The sequence below is a fragment of the Streptomyces sp. NPDC001933 genome (genome assembly GCF_042890955.1).
Taxonomy (GTDB): domain Bacteria; phylum Actinomycetota; class Actinomycetes; order Streptomycetales; family Streptomycetaceae; genus Streptomyces.
The window spans coordinates 107,040-124,191 of record NZ_JBIASS010000014.1; the positions used below are offsets into that span (position 1 = coordinate 107,040).

At 70.1% G+C, this 17,152-nt stretch carries 11 protein-coding genes and 1 pseudogene; 7 read left to right on the forward strand and 5 right to left on the reverse strand.

What is annotated here, in order from left to right; all coding sequences use genetic code 11:
• Nucleotides 1-17: 17 nt before the first annotated feature.
• Nucleotides 18-1,424: a Na+/H+ antiporter NhaA gene (gene nhaA / locus ACFYY7_RS29895; RefSeq protein ID WP_388666335.1), complete on the reverse strand. Its 1,407-nt coding sequence runs from the start codon at nucleotides 1,422-1,424 to the stop codon at nucleotides 18-20.
• Nucleotides 1,425-1,758: 334 nt separating this feature from the next.
• On the opposite strand from nhaA, the pseudogene ACFYY7_RS29900 reads away from it, so the two are divergent.
• A pseudogene (locus ACFYY7_RS29900) lies at nucleotides 1,759-2,298 on the forward strand (IS30 family transposase); the annotation flags it as partial.
• A gap of 90 nt (nucleotides 2,299-2,388) precedes the next feature.
• On the opposite strand, the gene acs reads toward ACFYY7_RS29900, so the two are convergent.
• Both acs and ACFYY7_RS29910 read right to left on the reverse strand, forming a co-directional pair.
• Nucleotides 2,389-4,386, reverse strand: coding sequence for an acetate--CoA ligase (gene acs / locus ACFYY7_RS29905; RefSeq protein ID WP_388666338.1), 1,998 nt, complete (start codon nucleotides 4,384-4,386; stop codon nucleotides 2,389-2,391).
• A 208-nt stretch (nucleotides 4,387-4,594) separates the two neighbouring features.
• Nucleotides 4,595-7,372, reverse strand: coding sequence for a SulP family inorganic anion transporter (locus ACFYY7_RS29910; protein ID WP_388666341.1), 2,778 nt, complete (start codon nucleotides 7,370-7,372; stop codon nucleotides 4,595-4,597).
• A gap of 282 nt (nucleotides 7,373-7,654) precedes the next feature.
• Between ACFYY7_RS29910 and ACFYY7_RS29915 the strand changes: the two genes are divergently transcribed.
• Nucleotides 7,655-9,085 (forward strand): hypothetical protein, encoded by a 1,431-nt coding sequence (locus ACFYY7_RS29915; RefSeq protein WP_388666344.1) that lies wholly within the window; start codon nucleotides 7,655-7,657, stop codon nucleotides 9,083-9,085.
• A 204-nt stretch (nucleotides 9,086-9,289) separates the two neighbouring features.
• Here ACFYY7_RS29915 and ACFYY7_RS29920 read toward each other — a convergent pair whose 3' ends face one another.
• Nucleotides 9,290-10,285, reverse strand: a complete 996-nt coding sequence (locus ACFYY7_RS29920; RefSeq protein WP_351254437.1) for an ATP-binding protein — start codon at nucleotides 10,283-10,285, stop codon at nucleotides 9,290-9,292.
• 102 nt (nucleotides 10,286-10,387) lie between these two features.
• Here ACFYY7_RS29920 and ACFYY7_RS29925 point away from each other — a divergent pair, with 102 nt between their 5' ends.
• On the forward strand, nucleotides 10,388-11,212 hold the full coding sequence (locus ACFYY7_RS29925; RefSeq protein ID WP_388666347.1) for an oxidoreductase: 825 nt from the start codon (nucleotides 10,388-10,390) through the stop codon (nucleotides 11,210-11,212).
• A 624-nt stretch (nucleotides 11,213-11,836) separates the two neighbouring features.
• On the opposite strand, the gene ACFYY7_RS29930 is transcribed toward ACFYY7_RS29925, so the two are convergent.
• Nucleotides 11,837-12,673, reverse strand: a complete 837-nt coding sequence (locus ACFYY7_RS29930) for an HAD family hydrolase (protein WP_388666350.1) — start codon at nucleotides 12,671-12,673, stop codon at nucleotides 11,837-11,839.
• Nucleotides 12,674-13,240: 567 nt separating this feature from the next.
• On the opposite strand from ACFYY7_RS29930, the gene ssd reads away from it, so the two are divergent.
• Genes ssd through ACFYY7_RS29950 form a run of 4 tightly spaced genes read left to right on the forward strand, consistent with a single transcriptional unit; the run spans nucleotide 13,241 to nucleotide 17,146 of the window.
• The gene (gene ssd / locus ACFYY7_RS29935; RefSeq protein ID WP_388666636.1) at nucleotides 13,241-14,302 is read left to right on the forward strand and encodes a septum site-determining protein Ssd; all 1,062 of its coding nucleotides are present in this window, start codon (nucleotides 13,241-13,243) and stop codon (nucleotides 14,300-14,302) included.
• Nucleotides 14,299-15,447, forward strand: coding sequence for a TadA family conjugal transfer-associated ATPase (locus ACFYY7_RS29940; RefSeq protein WP_388666353.1), 1,149 nt, complete (start codon nucleotides 14,299-14,301; stop codon nucleotides 15,445-15,447). Before ssd ends, ACFYY7_RS29940 begins: the two co-directional genes overlap by 4 nt.
• 14 nt (nucleotides 15,448-15,461) lie before the next feature.
• The gene (locus ACFYY7_RS29945; protein WP_388666639.1) at nucleotides 15,462-16,325 is read left to right on the forward strand and encodes a type II secretion system F family protein; all 864 of its coding nucleotides are present in this window, start codon (nucleotides 15,462-15,464) and stop codon (nucleotides 16,323-16,325) included.
• Nucleotides 16,322-17,146, forward strand: a complete 825-nt coding sequence (locus ACFYY7_RS29950; RefSeq protein WP_388666356.1) for a type II secretion system F family protein — start codon at nucleotides 16,322-16,324, stop codon at nucleotides 17,144-17,146. Before ACFYY7_RS29945 ends, ACFYY7_RS29950 begins: the two co-directional genes overlap by 4 nt.
• The last annotated feature ends 6 nt before the right edge of the window (nucleotides 17,147-17,152 follow it).

A 17,152-nucleotide genomic window follows, 5' to 3' on the forward strand; every position in this document is an offset into this window, starting at 1 on the left:
ACACATCTGGTGTCAGATCATGCCGGACTGTCCGGCTCGTTGCTCGCTGCCCCCGCCAGTTGGGCAAGGCGACGGTGCTCGGCCGCCTTCCTCTCGTGGATCGCGGCCATCCGCAGGTGGTACGCCGGGTCGCCCTGTTCGTAGATGTCCGGCACCCCGTCCTCGTCCTCGTCGAGCTCCTCGGCCTCGTGCAGCGCCCGGTATCTGCGTACCCGGAGCCTGATCAGTACACCGGAGAACACGGCGGCCGTCAGGGAGCCGATCAGTACGGCGGCCTTGATCTCGTTGATCACGCCCTCGTCGCCGGCGAAGGCCAGCTCGCCGATGAGCAGCGAGACGGTGAAACCGATGCCGGCGAGCGAGGCGACCGCGAAGACGTCCGCCCAGGCCAGCTCCTTGTTCAGCTCCGCCTTGGTGAAACGGGTGGCCAGCCACGTGCCGCCGAAGATGCCCACGGTCTTGCCGACGACGAGGCCCAGGACGACGCCGAGGGTCTCGGGCCGGATGAAGACGTTCGCCAGCGCGTCGCCGGAGAGGGAGACGCCGGCCGAGAAGAGGGCGAACAGCGGTACGGCGAGACCGGCCGACAGCGGGCGGACCAGGTGCTCGATGTACTCGCCGGGCGAGTGGGTCTCGCCGTCCCGCCTGGTGCAGCGGAGCATCAGACCCATCGCGACACCGGCGATCGTCGCGTGGACGCCGCTGTTGTACATCAGGCCCCAGATGACCAGGGCGAGCGGTACGTAGATGTACCAGCCGCGTACGTTCTTGCGCAGCAGCAGGTAGAAGACGGCCAGGCCGATGAAGGCGCCGGTCAGCGCCAGGAAGTCGATCTGCTCGGTGAAGAAGACCGCGATGATCAGGATCGCGAAGAGGTCGTCGACGACGGCGAGGGTCAGCAGGAAGGCGCGCAGCGCGTTCGGCAGCGAGGTGCCGATGACCGCGAGGACGGCGAGCGCGAAGGCGATATCGGTGGCGGTGGGCACTGCCCAGCCGTCCGTCGAACCTCCGCCGACCACGTTCACCAGCGTGTAGACGACGGCTGGGACCGCCATTCCGCAGAGCGCGGCGAAGACCGGGAGGGCGGCTGCCTTGGGGTCGCGCAGTTCGCCCGCGACCAGTTCCCGCTTGAGCTCGACACCCGCGACGAAGAAGAAGATCGCGAGCAGCCCGTCCGCCGCCCAGTGCTCCACGGAGAGATTGAGGCCCAGCGCCTGGGGGCCGAAGTGGAAGTCGCTGACGGACGCGTAGCTGGAACCGAAGGTGTTCGCCCACACCAGGGCGGCTATCGCGGCGACCAGCAGGATCATGCCGCCGACGGTCTCGGTGCGCAGAGCCTCAGCGAGGTAGTTCCGCTCGGGGAGGGACAGCCGTCCGAACAGGGTGCGGCGGGGCGAAGGGGGTGCGGGGGTGGGCGCGGCCACGAGTGGAGACCTCCGGGTCGGTACGGCAGCGATGGCATGGCTGATGCACTTGCCGACCAGACTTCCCGGCACACCCTGTGGAGATTTCTTATTGCTTTATTGACGCGACTGCCACTGTACCCGTGGTGTGCGGGGTTGTATCCGGTGATCTTCACCTTAGATGCCCGAGGGGCACCCGGCGCGTCTTGGGTTCCAGGAGTCGTTGCAACATCCCAGCTCAGGGGATGTTGCAATGGACTTCGAGATCCGCGGGGACCGGGCGCCTCAGGACTCTCGGAAGCTGACCCGGGAACGGGAGGCACACTCCCGTCTCGTGCGGCAGGGCTACAGCAACAACGCCCGCAGACCGCGGTTCGCCGCCCCAATGGTCATGATCGGCGAGCGCCCGGCCGAGGTCGAGGACCGGGCGGTGCCCGGACACTGGGAGGGCGACCTGATCACCGGCAGGAACGGCAGGTCCGCGGTCGGAACCCTGGTCGAGCGGGCCACCCGTTACGTGATGCTCCTGCACCTGCCTGGCGACCACGGAGCCGAAACCGTCCGGGACGCACTGGTGACCACCGTGAAGACCCTGCCCGCCCATCTGAAGCGGTCCCTGACCTGGGACCAGGGCGGCGAGATGAGCCGACACGGCGAGTTCACCGTCGCCACGGACATCCCGGTCTACTTCTGCGACCCGGCCAGCCCCTGGCAGCGCGGCTCCAACGAGAACACGAACGGCCTGCTGCGGCAGTACTTCCCCGAGGGCACCGACCTGGCCGCCCACACCCCCGAGCACCTCGCTGCCGTCGCCGCCGAACTCAACGGCCGCCCACGCAAAACGCTCGGCTGGGAAACCCCAGCCGAGCGCCTGCATGAACTACTCGCGGCTTGATCGAATCAACCACGTGTTGCGACGACCGCTAGAAACCGCGCGTTGCCGGATGCCCCTCGGGGACGTACCGCTCTGTTCTGTCTGCCGTGGTCAGTCCTCGGAGGAGGACGACGGCAGCTGGGCCTGGATCAGGTCCATCACCGAGGAGTCGCTCAGCGTGGTGACGTCTCCCACCTTGCGGTTCTCGGCGACGTCACGCAGCAGGCGCCGCATGATCTTGCCGGAGCGGGTCTTCGGCAGCTCGGCGACCGGCAGGACCCGCTTCGGCTTGGCGATCGGGCCGAGCGTGGCCCCGACGTGGTTGCGCAGCTCCGCGACCAGCTCGTCGGAGACGTCGGCCGTACCGCGCAGGATCACGAACGCGACGATGGACTGGCCGGTCGTCTCGTCGGCGGCACCGACCACGGCCGCCTCGGCGACCGAGGGGTGCGACACGAGCGCCGACTCGACCTCGGTGGTCGAGATGTTGTGCCCGGACACCAGCATCACGTCGTCGACCCGGCCGAGCAGCCAGATGTCGCCGTCCTCGTCCTTCTTGGCGCCGTCGCCCGCGAAGTACTTGCCCTCGAAGCGCGACCAGTAGGTGTCGATGAAGCGCTGGTCGTCGCCCCAGATGGTGCGGAGCATCGACGGCCACGGCTCGGTGAGGACGAGGTAGCCGCCCCCGCCGTTCGGAACCTCGTTGGCCTCGTCGTCGACGACGGTGGCCGAGATGCCGGGCAGGGCGCGCTGGGCGCTGCCCGGCTTGGTCTCCGTCACGCCCGGCAGCGGGGCGATCATCATCGCGCCGGTCTCGGTCTGCCACCAGGTGTCCACGATCGGGCACTTGTCGGCGCCGATGTGCTTGCGGTACCACATCCACGCCTCGGGGTTGATCGGCTCACCGACCGAACCGAGGACCCGGAGACTGCTCAGGTCGAACTTGGCGGGGATGTCGTCACCCCACTTCATGAACGTACGGATCGCGGTCGGCGCGGTGTAGAGGATCGTGACGCCGTACTTCTGCACGATCTCCCAGAAACGCCCCTGGTGCGGGGAGTCGGGCGTGCCCTCGTACATGACCTGCGTCGCGCCGTTGGCCAGCGGGCCGTAGACGATGTACGAGTGGCCGGTCACCCAGCCGATGTCGGCGGTGCACCAGAAGACATCGGTCTCCGGCTTGAGGTCGAAGACCGCGTTGTGGGTGTACGCCGCCTGCGTGAGGTAGCCGCCGGAGGTGTGCAGGATGCCCTTCGGCTTACCCGTCGTGCCGGAGGTGTAGAGGATGAAGAGCGGCTGCTCCGCCTCGAAGGCCTCGGGGGTGTGCTCGGCGGACTGCCGGCCGGTGATCTCGTGCCACCAGACGTCGCGGCCCTCGGTCCACGCGGTGTCCTGCCCGGTGCGACGGACCACGAGGACGTGCTCGACGGTGTCGATACGGGAGACGGCGTCGTCCACGGCGGGCTTGAGCGCGGACGGCTTGCCGCGACGGTAGCCGCCGTCGGCGGTGATGACGACCTTGGCGTCCGCGTCCTGGATGCGGGCGGCGATGGCGTCGGCGGAGAAGCCGCCGAAGACCACCGAGTGGGCGGCGCCGATGCGGGCGCAGGCCAGCATCGCGATGGCGGCCTCGGGGATCATCGGCAGATAGACGGCGACCCGGTCGCCCTTGCCGACACCGAGCTCGGTGAGGGCGTTGGCGGCGCGGGAGACCTCGTCCTTGAGCTGTGCGTAGGTGATCGCGCGGCTGTCGCCGGGCTCGCCCTCGAAGTGGATGGCGACCCGGTCGCCATTGCCGGCCTCGACGTGGCGGTCCACGCAGTTGTACGCGACGTTGAGCTTGCCGTCCGCGAACCACTTCGCGAAGGGCGGGTTGCTCCAGTCGAGCGTCTCGGTCGGCTCCGTGGCCCAGGTCAGGCGACGGGCCTGCTCTGCCCAGAAGCCCAGCCGGTCCGCCTCGGCCTGCTCGTACGCCTCCGCCTTGACGTTGGCGTTCGCGGCCAGATCGGCAGGCGGTGCGAACCGCCGCTCCTCACGAAGCAGATTGGCCAAGCTTTCGTTGCTCACGACATCTCCCATTCCCAGGGTGTCCGTTGTGTCCCAGGGCATAGCTCATCAGGCCAAAGGCCGGGTGACAAGTGTCTGCCCGGAATTGGTTTAGACCTGTGCCTCGTGTATGGAGACACGGTCCCGCATCCACGTGCGGTGCGACGCGGTACGGCGCAGTGCGGAGGGAGCTGTGCAATGCGCCGCGGCGCGACTCGGAGCAGTGCGGAGGCAGGACCACAAGGTCTCACGGACCTGGGACGAATGCGGTTCAGGCGCCCGTGCGTTCCAACTCGCCGGAATTGGGGGCGTCGCCGGGGTCCACCCGGTCGAAGACCTCGTCGAGCTCCAGTCCGCTGCTGGCCGCCTCGGTCAGCAGATAGGCCTGTGCCTCGCCCACGTGGAAGTACATGCCGTGCAGCCGGATCGTGCCCTCGGCGAGTCGCCGAGCCACCGATTCGTGTGCCCGCAGATGGTCCAACTGCTGGACCACATTGGTGAGGCAGAGCTGCTCGAGCGCGTCGGTCGGCAGTCGTCCGGAGATCCGGGCCCAGGCGTGGTGCCGGGATGCCATCCGCTCCAGGCTCGGCAGCCCATGTCTCAGCCACCGCCACAGGGACGTGACCGGATTCTCCTGGTCCGGTTCGGCGCCCAGCAGTGCCTGCATCGCTCCGCAGCCGGAGTGCCCGCAGACGGTGATGGACTCCACCTTCAGCACGTCCACCGCGTACTCGATCGCCGCACCCACCGAGTGGTCCCCCGACTCGGCGTTCGGCAGGGGCACCAGATTGCCGATGTTCCGCACGGTGAACAGGTCGCCCGGGCCACTTGCCGTGATCATGCTGGTGACGAGGCGGGAGTCCGCGCAGGTGATGAAGAGCTGGGACGGGCGCTGCCCCTCGACGGCCAGCCGGGCCAGCTCGTCGCGCACCAGCGGAGCGGTGTTGCGCTGGAACGAACTCAGACCGCTGACCAGCCGGTTGCCGCCGGTCGGGCGGGGGGCTGCGGTGGCCGGCTCACGACCTGGGGTGTTGGCGTTGGCGCGGGTGTTGCCCGGGGCGCCGGGGGCCGTGCCGTGGGTCGCGTCGTGGGCAGCGTCGTGGGCCGCGTCGTGGGAGGTGCGGTGGTCGCCGCCGGGGCTGATGCGGCCGGTAGTGACAGCATTGCCGATGTTGCTGATATTGCCGACGTTGGCGGTACTGCCGGCATTGCCGATGTGGGCTCTGTCGGGGCGGGCGTCGGTGGACGGTTCGCCGGGGCCGTGGTCCGCTCCGGGCGTACGGCCGGGCTCGTCGTGGCAGTGGTGGTTGCGCCACGGTGTCCAGGGGCGGCAGCAGGAGTGCGCCGCCGAGGCGGGCTCGGCGATCCGGCTGCCGGACCTGCCGGTGAACACGACCCTGCCGCCATGGGCGGTCTGGGTGGTGCTCCAGTCCTGGATCGCCTCGTACGCCGCATGATCCATGAAGAAGCCGTCCAGCTCGACGACGGCATCCCCGCCCTGGGGCAGCTGGCCGAGCGTACGGCTGAGCCGGGGCACCGCGAGAAACGTCAACTGGCCGCGTACGACGACCAGATGCTGTCCGCCCTGATCGGTGACCGTGATCCGGGTCCGGGCCAGCCGGTGCAGGGCGACCGCCACTGCCACCGCGATGCCGATCGCCACGCCCTTCAGCACGCCGAAGACGACCACGCCGGTGATCGTCGCGCCGTAGACCAGGAATTCGCGGTGCTTATGGACGTTGCGGATGTGGGCGAAACTCACCATCTGGATCCCGACCATCATCACCAGCGCAGCGAGCGCGGCCAGTGGGATCCACTCCAGCACGGTGACCAGCAGTCCGGTGGCGAGCAGCACCCAGACGCCGTGCAGCACGGTGGAGGCGCGTCCGGTCGCCCCGGCGCGTACGTTCGCCGAACTGCGCACCGCGCCACCGGACACGGCCAGCCCTCCCACCAGCCCGGACAGTGTGTTGGCGATGCCCTGGGCGCGCAGCTCGCGGTCGAGATCGGAGCGTCTGGCGGGCAGGGCGAGCGGCGCGGCCGGAGTGGGCGGCGAAGGTGCGTGTGCGAGCGCGGGTGCGGGCGCCCCGGTTGAGGCCCCCGCCTGGGCGGGTGCCGACATCGCACCCGCACTGGGCCGGGCGGCCGTTCTCTCGGCGGCGCGGTCGGCCGACAGCTTGTTCACGGCCACCGCGGCGAGAAGTGATTCCAGGCTGGCCACCAGCATCACCGTGAAGACGGCGGTGGCCAGGGCGAGTACGGGGCCGTGCGGCATTTCGGGCAGGGCGTGCGAGCGCCAGGACGGCAGATCGACCCGGGCGATGCCGGGCGCGACGATCGCGGCCATCGCCGTAGCGGTCACCACCGCGGCGAGGGCGGCCGGAATCCGCCGTACGGCTCTGCCGACCCCGCCCGGAATCCGTGGCCAAAGGATCAGGATGGTGATGGTCAGTACGCCGATGAGCGGGGCGGCCGGGCTCACCCGGCCCAACTGATCGGGGAGCGCTAGGGCGTTGGCGACGGCCGAACTCTGTGGCGAGCCGCCGAGCACGATGTGCAGCTGGGCGAGCGCGATGGCCACGCCGATCCCGGCGAGGGTGCCGTGGACGATGGCGGGGCTGACGGCGAGGGCGCTGCGCGCCGCTCGCAGCGAGCCGAGCAGGATCTGGAGCAGCCCGGCGCCGATGGTGATCGCGCAGGTGGTGCGCCAGCCGTAGATCTGGATCAACTCGGCTGTGACCACGGTCAGCCCGGCGGACGGGCCGCTTACCTGGAGTGGGGTGCCGCCGAGCAGTCCGGCGACGATGCCGCCGATCGCGGCGGAGATGAGGCCGGCTTCCAGCGGGGCGTCCATGGCGACGGCAAGGCCGAGCGACATGGGGACGGCGAGCAGGAAAACCGTGATCGATGCGGACAGATCGGCGCCCGCGATACGGAATCGACCACCGCGCGGTGGCGGCGGGCTGTGTGGTCGCTTGACTCCCGAGGCGCGCGAGGGACGCGAACTACGGGATGTGCGGTTGTGACGAGTGGGGACGCAAGCAGACATGTTCCCGTCTCCTCCGGGCAGCGCGGTCGCGGAATGTAGTGACGCGGCCGTGGGTCAAGGCGTGCAGCGGCGGGGATTTCTCAACTCTCAGTAAACAGATCGTAATGGAGAGTAAATATCTGTGTCCACACTTGTGATCGAATGGGCAAGTCGATCACCCATTCAAGTGAATAAGCATCTTTTCATTCAATATGTCCTACTGATCTCGAGTGGCCGCGTGCGAACTTGACCGCGCCGTGTCGGCACTTCGACGCGAATAACCCGCAGGGAAGAGGTGGGCGGATGATGGCTGCCACGACGAGAGTCGTTTCGCGGAGGGCCGCCACGGAGAGGGCGGCCACCGGGCGGGTTGCCCTGGGCGTCGTGGCCGTCGCTCTGACCGCTGGAGTGGCCGGGTGCTCCGGCGGCTCCGGCGACGACACCGGAGCCGCCGGCCCGGGGGCGGCGGAGAAGGCCCCTGAGGCGAAGGAGGCCCCTGAGGCGAAGAAGGCTCCCGAGGTGAAGAGGGCTCCCGAGGTGAAGAAGGAGGCCCCTGAAGTCCCGGCCGCGCCCAACAGCGTTCTCCGGCTCATCGGCGACGGGTCCACCGCGTTCACCGGCAGCCAGCCGAAGCAGCCTGTGGCCAAGCGCCTGGCGCCCGGTCAGAAGCCGCCGCAGTTCGTGGTGTTCTCGTGGGACGGTGCAGGCGAGGACAGCCAGAAGCTCTTCTCCCGCTTCCGCGAGGTCGGCAGGAAGTACCACGCGAACATGACGTACTTCCTCAGCGGCGTGTACATGCTGCCGGAGGACAAGCGGGAGCTCTACGACCCGCCGAAGCACAACGTCGGCAGCTCCGACATCGGCTTCAACGACACCGAGGGAATCCGGAACACCATCACCCAGGTGCGCGGGGCCTGGGAGGACGGTAATGAGATCGGCACCCACTTCAACGGGCACTTCTGCGGCCCCGAGGGCGGCGTCGGGACCTGGTCCGTCGACCAGTGGAAGAGCGAGATCAGCCAGGCCAAGGCCTTCGTGAAGAACTGGAAGACCAACGACCCGGGCCTCGAAGCGGAGAAGCCGCTTCCCTTCGACTACGACAAGGAGCTCATCGGCGGCCGCACCCCCTGCCTGGAAGGGCAGAAGAACATGGTGGCGGCAGCACGGACGATGGGCTTCCGCTACGACTCCAGCGGGGTCAACAACCAGGTCTGGCCGAAGAAGAAGGACGGCGTCTGGGACCTCTCGCTGCAGCTCGTCCCCGTGCCGGGCCGCAAGTTCGAGACCCTGTCGATGGACTACAACTTCATGGTCAACCAGTCCGGCACCGAGACACAGGGCGATCCGGGCATGCACGAGTACTGGGGCAACCAGATGCGCGACGGCCTGCTCCAGGCCTTCTACCGCTCGTACGACGGGAACCGCGCCCCGCTGATCATCGGTAACCACTTCGAGTCCTGGAACGGCGGCACCTACATGCGCGCAGTCGAGGACACCATTGCGACGGTCTGCACCAAGGAAGGTGTCCGCTGCGTTTCCTTCCGGCAACTGGCCGACTGGCTGGATGCGCAGGACCCGGCGACGCTGGCGAAGCTTGCCACGCTCGATGTCGGCCAGGCACCCGAGGAGGGCTGGTCCGCGTTCCTCGACGGAACGGGGACTTCCGAAGCCGGCCGGGCAGCGGGTGCCGACAAGGCTCACGCGGGGCCGGGCGAGGACGAGAACAGCCGCTGAGCCGCGCGGCCTCCGGCCGTGACCGACGCGTCGTGCGCCGGACCGGCCGGATGGCGGGGCTGTGCGTCGGGCGCCGGACGGGCCGGGCGACGGGGCTGTGCGTCGGGCGCCGGACGGGCCGGAGATCCGATCCTGTCCGGCGCTCTGTGGAGATGACGGCTTCCGCCGGGAGGGGCGAAACCCGTACGGCAGGGCGCCGAGGGTTCAGGCGGGTTGAGCGGCGCCGTCCTGGGCGTAGCGCTCATCGAGAACGAAGGCGGGATCGACCTGGGCGGCCAGATCGGCGCCCGTCTTCTCGTTGCCCCAGCTCTCCGCGTTCTTCAGATGGAAATGGACCATCTGACGCGTGTAGCGCCCCCAGTCCCGCTGCTCGTACGAGTCCTCGGCGGCGTTCTGCAGCGCCTGCAGAGCCATCCGGTTGTCCGCCTCCAGCAGCTCGAAGCGAGCGGGGCGGCCCTTCTCCATCGCCCGCACCCAGTCGGAGTGCCCGACGCTGACCAGTAGATCGTCGCCCACCTCGGCGCGCAGGAACTCCAGATCGTCCTCGCCCTGCACCTTGTTGCCGATGACCTTCAGGGCGACCCCGAAGTCCCGTGCGTACTCCTTGTACTGGCGGTAGACCGAGACGCCCTTACGGGTCGGCTCCGCGACCAGGAACGTCATGTCGAAGCGGGTGAACATCCCGGAGGCGAAGGAGTCCGACCCTGCTGTCATGTCAACGACGACATAGTCGTCGGGGCCGTCGACGAGATGGTTCAGGCAGAGTTCGACCGCGCCGACCTTGGAGTGGTAGCAGGCCACGCCCAGATCCGACTCGGTGAACGGCCCGGTGGCCATCAGCCGGATCTCCCCGTCGTCCAGCCGGACCGTACGCGCGCATGCGTCATAGATCGGGTTGTCCTCGCGGACCCGCAGCAGTCGTGAGCCCTCGCCGGGCGGAGTCGTCTTGATCATCGTCTCGCCGGAGGCGATGCGGGGGTTGCTGCCGCGCAGATACTCCTTGATCAGAGGCAGGTGCGCTCCCATGGCGGGCAGCGCCGCGGCCTCCTGGTCGTCGAGGCCGAGCGCGGCCCCGAGGTGCTGGTTGATGTCGGCGTCCACCGCGACGACATGGGCTTCATTGGCGGCGAGGTGGCGGATGAAGAGCGAGGACAGCGTTGTCTTGCCGCTGCCGCCCTTCCCTACGAAAGCGATCTTCATGTTCACCTAGGGTAGCGGTGCGATCGCGTTCTGCTGTCGCACTTCGTGAAGAAGGCCACTCCCGGGCGGTATCGGCACGGTGGACGCGTAGCCTCGCTACTTATGAGTACGCCTGCCCCTGATCCGCTCGCCGCCCTGGGCACCCTGCCGGGGGTCGCCGACGCGGTGGACTCCGTACGCAAGGCCGTCGACCGGGTCTACGGTCACCGCGTCATGCGGCGCCGCAGTAATGAGGTCACCGCGGAAGCGGCGCTGCGCGGTGCCCGTGGTTCGGCGGCGCTGTCGGGCGCCGACTGGAACCTGGAGGAGGTGCGCCGGCGTGCCGACTTCAGTGGTGACGGCGAGGCGCACGTGATCGGGGCGGCTCTGCGGCTGACCGCCGAAGCGGGCCAACTGCTCTCCATCTGGCGGCAGTCACCGCTGCGGGTGCTGGCGCGGCTGCATCTGGTCGCGGCCGGCGGAGCGGTACCCGACGACACCGTCGGCCGGCCGAGGCTGGCGGGCGAGCCCGTGGACGAGCCGCTGGTCGAGGCGCCGTTGCCGGCTGCCGACGAGGTGGCCGGGCGGCTGGAGGGACTCTCCGGGCTGATTCTTTCCGGCACTTCGGCGCCCGCGCTCGTCACGGCGGCGGTGGTGCACGGCGAACTGCTCGCCCTGCGTCCCTTCGGTTCGTACAACGGGCTCGTCGCACGGACCGCCGAGCGGATCGTGCTGATCGGGAGCGGGCTCGACCCCAAATCGATCTGCCCGGCGGAGGTGGGTCACGCCGAGCAGGGGCGGGCGGCGTACGTCGCGGCGTTCGAGGGTTATCTGTCGGGGACGCCGGAGGGCATGGCAGCCTGGATCGCGCACTGCGGACGCTCCGTGGAGCTGGGTGTCAGGGAGTCGACGGCGGTGTGCGAGGCGCTCCAGCGCGGGGCCGCGTAGAGGTCCCGCAAGAAGCCGCGTGGAAGCTGCGCAAGAAGTCGCGTAGAAGTCGCGTGGAAGTCGCGCAATGGGGAAACGGCTGGATTTCGGACCGAGGCTGCGAGCCCGTCGGGTGCCGGTTTCGCGGTGTGCGTCGCGATAAAACCACCGAGGTAACTTCATCGCGGTAACTCGCGAATTGTCTTCGCCATGTCGACTTGTCGAGTCGACTTCACTCCCCGGTAAAAGGGTTGCGGCGGTACCGTCCTCGGTACCGCCGCTGGCATGTCTACCCAGTTACCATGCGTCCTCGATATATGCCCATCAGGTCGGGATGCTTTGCCCGTTCCCTGGTGCGGCTGGCCCGTAATCGACGGGTCGACGTCGCGTGGGTGCTCGGTTTTCATGCTCGGTCCGTGGGGCCGTCTCTGCGTTACAGGTAATCCTCTCGGATGTCCTTGGTCTCGCGGGCCGTTGAGTCATTTGTACTCCAGAGCCGGGGTGAGCGGTAGTGCTGGCCCCACTTCTTTACTTTTAGGTTCAATTACGGGCGAGTTGGATATTTCGCGCCGGCCGTCGAGTCGGCGTGCCGGGCCGTCGCTCGGGAGGTCGCGCCGGGCCGTCGCTCAGGGGTGCGTCAGCGCGTCAGGCGGAAGCCGCGGCGCGGCGGCGCGAGGAGTACCAGACCAGTCCCGCCGTGACGGCGGCCGCGCCCACCGCTGCCGCCGCGACCAATGCCGGACGTGGCGGCAGTGAGAAAGCGGGCAGTCGCTGCTTGAGCCGGACCGGCCGGTCGAAGACGAGAATCGGCCACTCGCGGAAGGTCGCCTCGCGCCGCAGCGCGCGATCCGGATTGACCGCGTGCGGATGGCCGACCGACTCCAGCATCGGTACATCCGTGGCGGAGTCGCTGTATGCGTAGCAGCGTGAGAGGTCGTACCCCTCCGACACCGCGAGGGCCCTGATCGCCTCGGCCTTCGTCGGCCCGTAGGCGTAGTACTCGACTTCGCCGGTGAAGCAGCCGTCGTCGCCGACGACCATTCGGGTGGCGACGACCCGGTCGGCGCCGAGCAGCTCGCCGATCGGTTCGACGACCTCGGCGCCCGAGGTCGAAACGATCACTACATCGCGTCCGGCGGTGTGATGCTCCTCGATGAGCGTCGCCGCTTCGTCGTAGATGATGGGGTCGATCAGCTGGTGCAGGGTCTCGGCGACGATTTCCTTCACTTGCTGGACGTTCCAGCCCTTGCAGAGTGCGGAGAGATATTCCCGCATCCGCTCCATCTGGTCGTGATCTGCGCCCCCGGCAAGGAACACGAACTGTGCGTACGCAGTGCGCAGTACAGCGCGGCGGTTGATCAGTCCGCCTTGGTAGAAGGACTTGCTGAAGGTCAGCGTCGAAGACTTCGCAATGACCGTCTTGTCCAGGTCAAAGAAGGCGGCTGTGCGCGGCAAGAAGCGGTTTTCCACAAGGCAGAGCATAGGGGGACATCATTCGGCGTAAACTCCGGTGCGTGGGTTTGCCTGAGAAGGCTCTCGGGTACACCATGGAAGTCACGGATCGTTCGCGACCGTGCTAACCCGGTCCGGCTCCTCCCCCCCCGAGTCGGCCGTGGGGACGACCCCCGCTCTCCCCCCCGGCGGGGGTCGTCGCATGTCCGGACGCGTTTCTGTTGTTCGGAATCAAGCATTCCGCCCCCCGTTTCGGTCTCTGCGGCCCGCTTCTCGGGCTGCCGTCTCCATCATGACTCGTCACGGTGCGTAGCGGAAGGGCTGCACTCCGGAAGTCGCCGGTATGGGCGACGGAGATATTCACAACGGTGGAGTTGTCCACAGTTTTCGAGCAAGATCCACACGATTTTCCGAAGCGCTGCACGGTGATTCCAGCCGCGAAGTCCGCGGGTTGTGGAATCGCCGATCCCGGAACGCTCCGAGATCACCGCGAACCGCGATGAAGGTGCAGTGAGAAGGGGGGCGGAGATCGTGGTCGAGTCCATCGCGCGGGATCCTCTGCCGGCCGCCGGAGGGCGGCAGGGCGGACCGCTGATCGTGACCGAGGATGTGGAACTGCTCGACGATCTGCTGAGGCTGTGTGCGGCCGCCGGAGCGGAACCGGAAGTTCATCACTCGCCACCCGAGAACAGGGGCAGCTGGGAGCAGGCTCCGATGGTTCTCGTGGGCGACGATGCCGCCCAGCGCTGCCGAGGGGCGGTGCGCAGGCGGGGCGTGATGCTCGTCGGCAGGGAACAGGACGCCCCGGATGTCTGGCGCCGAGCCGTGGAGATCGGGGCCGAATATGTGCTGAGGCTGCCCGATTCGGAGAGCTGGCTCGTCGACCAGATCGCCAACGCGGCGGAGGGGGTGGGCCGGCCGGCACTCACCGTGGGGGTGATCGGCGGACGGGGCGGCTCGGGCGCGTCCACACTGGCCTGCGCCCTGGCGGTGACCGCGGCCAGGGCCGGGCGGCGGACGATGCTGATCGACGGCGACCCGCTCGGCGGTGGCATCGACGTGCTGCTCGGTGGCGAACGGGCCGAAGGAATGCGATGGCCGGATTTCGCCCACTCCAAGGGGCGGGTCGGCGGGGGTGCGCTGGAGGAGTCACTGCCGGCGCTGCACGGGCCGCGGGTGCTCAGCTGGGGCCGCGACGACTGCGTGACCATCCCGCCGCAGGCCATGCAGGCCGTGCTGGCCGCCGCACGGAGGCTCGGCGGGGTGGTGGTCGTCGATCTGCCGCGCCGGGTCGACGAATCGGTGGCCGAGGCGCTCGCGCAGTTGGACCTCGGGCTGTTGGTGGTCCCGGGGGAACTTCGTGCGGTCGCGGCGGCGAAGCGTGTGGCGTCGATGGCCGGGATGATCCTGGACGACCTTCGAGTGGTGTCCCGCGGGCCGTACGCGGCGGGCCTCGACGAGCGGTGGGTGGCACAGGCACTGGGGCTTCCGCTCGCCGGTGAACTCCCCGTCGACGCCGGGCTGCTGGCCGCCCAGGACGGCGGCGCGCCTCCGGGTGGCAGTGCGCGCGGTCCGCTGGCCCGGTTCTGCGCGGCGTTCTGGGAGCGGGCACTCGCCCCGGAAGGCGCAGGAGGACGAGCCGGTGGGGGTGCGTCATGACCCAGACGCTGCTCGACGCCGTACGGCAGCGGCTCGCGCAGAGTGGCACCGCGCCGACGCCGGCCGGGGTCGCGGCGGCGCTGCGGGCCCAGGGGCGGCTGCTCGGGGACGCCGAAGTGCTCGGTGCGGCCGATGAGTTGCGGGGCGAGTTGGTCGGGGCCGGGGTTCTGGAGCCACTGCTCGCAGATCCGGTGGTGACGGATGTGCTGGTCTCCGCGCCGGACCGGGTCTGGGTGGACCGGGGTGGCGGCCTCGAACTCACCGGGGTGACCTTCACGGACGCGGCCGCGGTGCGCAGGCTGGCGCAGCGGCTGGCCGCCGTGGCGGGGCGGCGGCTGGACGACGCCCGCCCCTGGGTGGACGCGAGGCTGCCGGACGGCACCCGGATGCATGCCGTGCTGCCGCCGGTGGCCGTCGGCTCGACGTGCCTGTCGCTGCGGGTGGTTCGGCCCAGGGCCTTCTCGCTGGCGGAGCTGGTCGCGGCGGGGACGGTGCCGCCCGGCGGTGACCGGGTGCTGCGGGCTCTGGTGGAGGCCCGGGTCTCGTATCTGATCAGTGGAGGGACGGGGGCCGGGAAGACGACTCTTCTGTCGAGTCTGCTGGGCGCGGTCGGGGAGCGGGAGCGAATCGTGCTGGCAGAGGACTCGGCGGAGCTGCGGCCGGACCATCCGCATGTGGTGCGCCTGGAGTCGCGCCCCGCCAACCAGGAGGGGGCGGGCCGGGTGACCCTCCGGGATCTGGTGAGGCAGGCCCTGCGGATGCGGCCCGACCGGCTGGTGGTCGGAGAGGTGCGGGGCGCGGAGGTCACCGAGCTCCTTGCCGCCCTGAACACCGGCCACGAGGGCGGTTCGGGGACGGTCCACGCCAATGCGGCCGAGCACGTACCGGCCCGTCTTGAGGCGCTGGGGACGGCGGCGGGGCTGGATCGGACGGCGCTGCACAGCCAGTTGGCGGCCGCGCTGTCGGTGGTGGTCCATCTCGTACGGGACCGGACCGGGCAGCGGCGGATCGCCGAGGTGCAGGTTCTGGAGCGGGACGCGGCGGGGCTGGTGGTGACCGTGCCCGCGCTGCGCTGGGGCGCCGATGGATTCGAGCGGGAGCGGGGCTGGGAGCGGCTGCGGTCGCTGATCGGGGGTGCGCTGTGACGGGGGACGCGTCGATGGGGCTGTCGGTGGGCGTGAGTGGTGCGGTGGCCCTGTGCGTCGGGACGGCGGCCTGGCTGGTGGCGGCGCAGGACCGTGGCCGGCGGAGGGCCAGGGTGCTGTTTGCCGACGGGGAGGTCCGGCCGCCGCTGCGAGTGCTCCGGGAGCGGGCCGTGGCGTGGCTGCTGGAGCGGTCGAGGCAACGGCGGGAGTGGCTGTGCCTCCCGGTGGCGCTGGTCGTCGCCGTGCTGGGGGAGTCCGTGCTGCCGCTGCTGGGTGGGGCGGCGGCCGTGCCGCTGGTGCGGCGGTGGCTGCGCAGACGGGCCCTGGGCAAGGAACGGGAGCGCCGGGAAGCCGGGGTGGTGGCACTGTGCGGCGCGGCCGTGGGCGAACTGCGGGCCGGACACGAACCCGGGCAGGCGCTGCTCGTCGCCCTCCGGGGCAACGGGGTGATGGGGGCGGCTGAGGCGGGTGTGTCCGCTGCGGCGCGATTCGGCGGCGACGTGCCGGGAGCGCTCGCTCAGGCGGCGCGGGAGCCAGGGCTGGACGGACTCGCCGGGGTGGCGGCCTGCTGGCGGGTGGCGGTCGACGGCGGGGCCGGGCTCGCGGCGGGGCTGGACCGCCTGGAGGGCGCGCTGCGGGCCGAGCGGCGCAGACGGGAGGAACTGCGGGCCCAACTGGCGGGTGCCTGGTCGACGGTGGCTGTGCTGGCGCTGCTCCCGGTGCTGGGTCTGGGGCTGGGGGCGGCGCTGGGGGCCGATCCGTTGCGGGTGCTGCTGCACACCCCGGCCGGGCTGGTCTGTCTGGTGACGGGCGGACTGCTGGAGGCGGCCGGCCTCTGCTGGGCGGCCCGGATCGTACGGGCGGGGGAGGCGGGGTGAGCGGGGTCGCCCATGAAGCCGTGCACCGGGTGGCGGCGGTGTGCGCGGTGGTGAGTGCGGTCGCTTGTCCGGCCTTCGCCCTGGCAGGGCTCGGGCGTAGGCGGGCGGTGCGCCGCCGGGGCGCGGCACTGCTGGCCTTCGGCGGGCCGGAACGCAAGCGCGAGCGTTGGGGTGGGCGCGGGGACGGGCGCGGACATACGGCGCCCAACGCCCGGGTGAAGGAGTGGATCGCGCCGCTGGGCGCTGTGGCGGTGGGCTGGGTCCTGGTCGGCGGTCTGCCGGGTTGCGCGGCGGGGCTGTTCGGGGCGTACGGCGCCTGGCGGTGGCAGCGGGGCCGACGTGGCACCGAACCGGGAGCCGGACTCGCGGAGATGGCTGAGGCCGCACGTCAGCTCCCGTTGGCGGCCGATCTGTTGGCGGCCTGCATCTCCGCCGGGGCCGGGCCCCGGGAGGCGGCCGAGGCGGTGGGTGAGTCGCTGGGTGGGCCCGTCGGCAGGTGCCTGGCGCGGACGGCCGCGGAGATCCGGCTCGGTGGTGAACCTGCGGCGGCCTGGGGGCGGTTCGGAGAGATGCCGGGTGCGAGTGCGCTGGCCCGCTGCCTGGAGCGGGCGGGGTCGACCGGGGCTCCGGCAGCGGATCCGGTGGCACGGCTGGCCGAGGCGATGCGGGCCGAACGTGCGAGTGCGGCCGTGGCGCGCGCCCAGCGGGCAGGCGTGCTGATCACCGGTCCCGTCGGGCTCTGCTTTCTGCCCGCTTTCCTGACGGTCGGGGTGGCGCCCGTGGTGATCGGCCTGGCGACCGGACTGCTTCAGGCCAAATGACCGAAA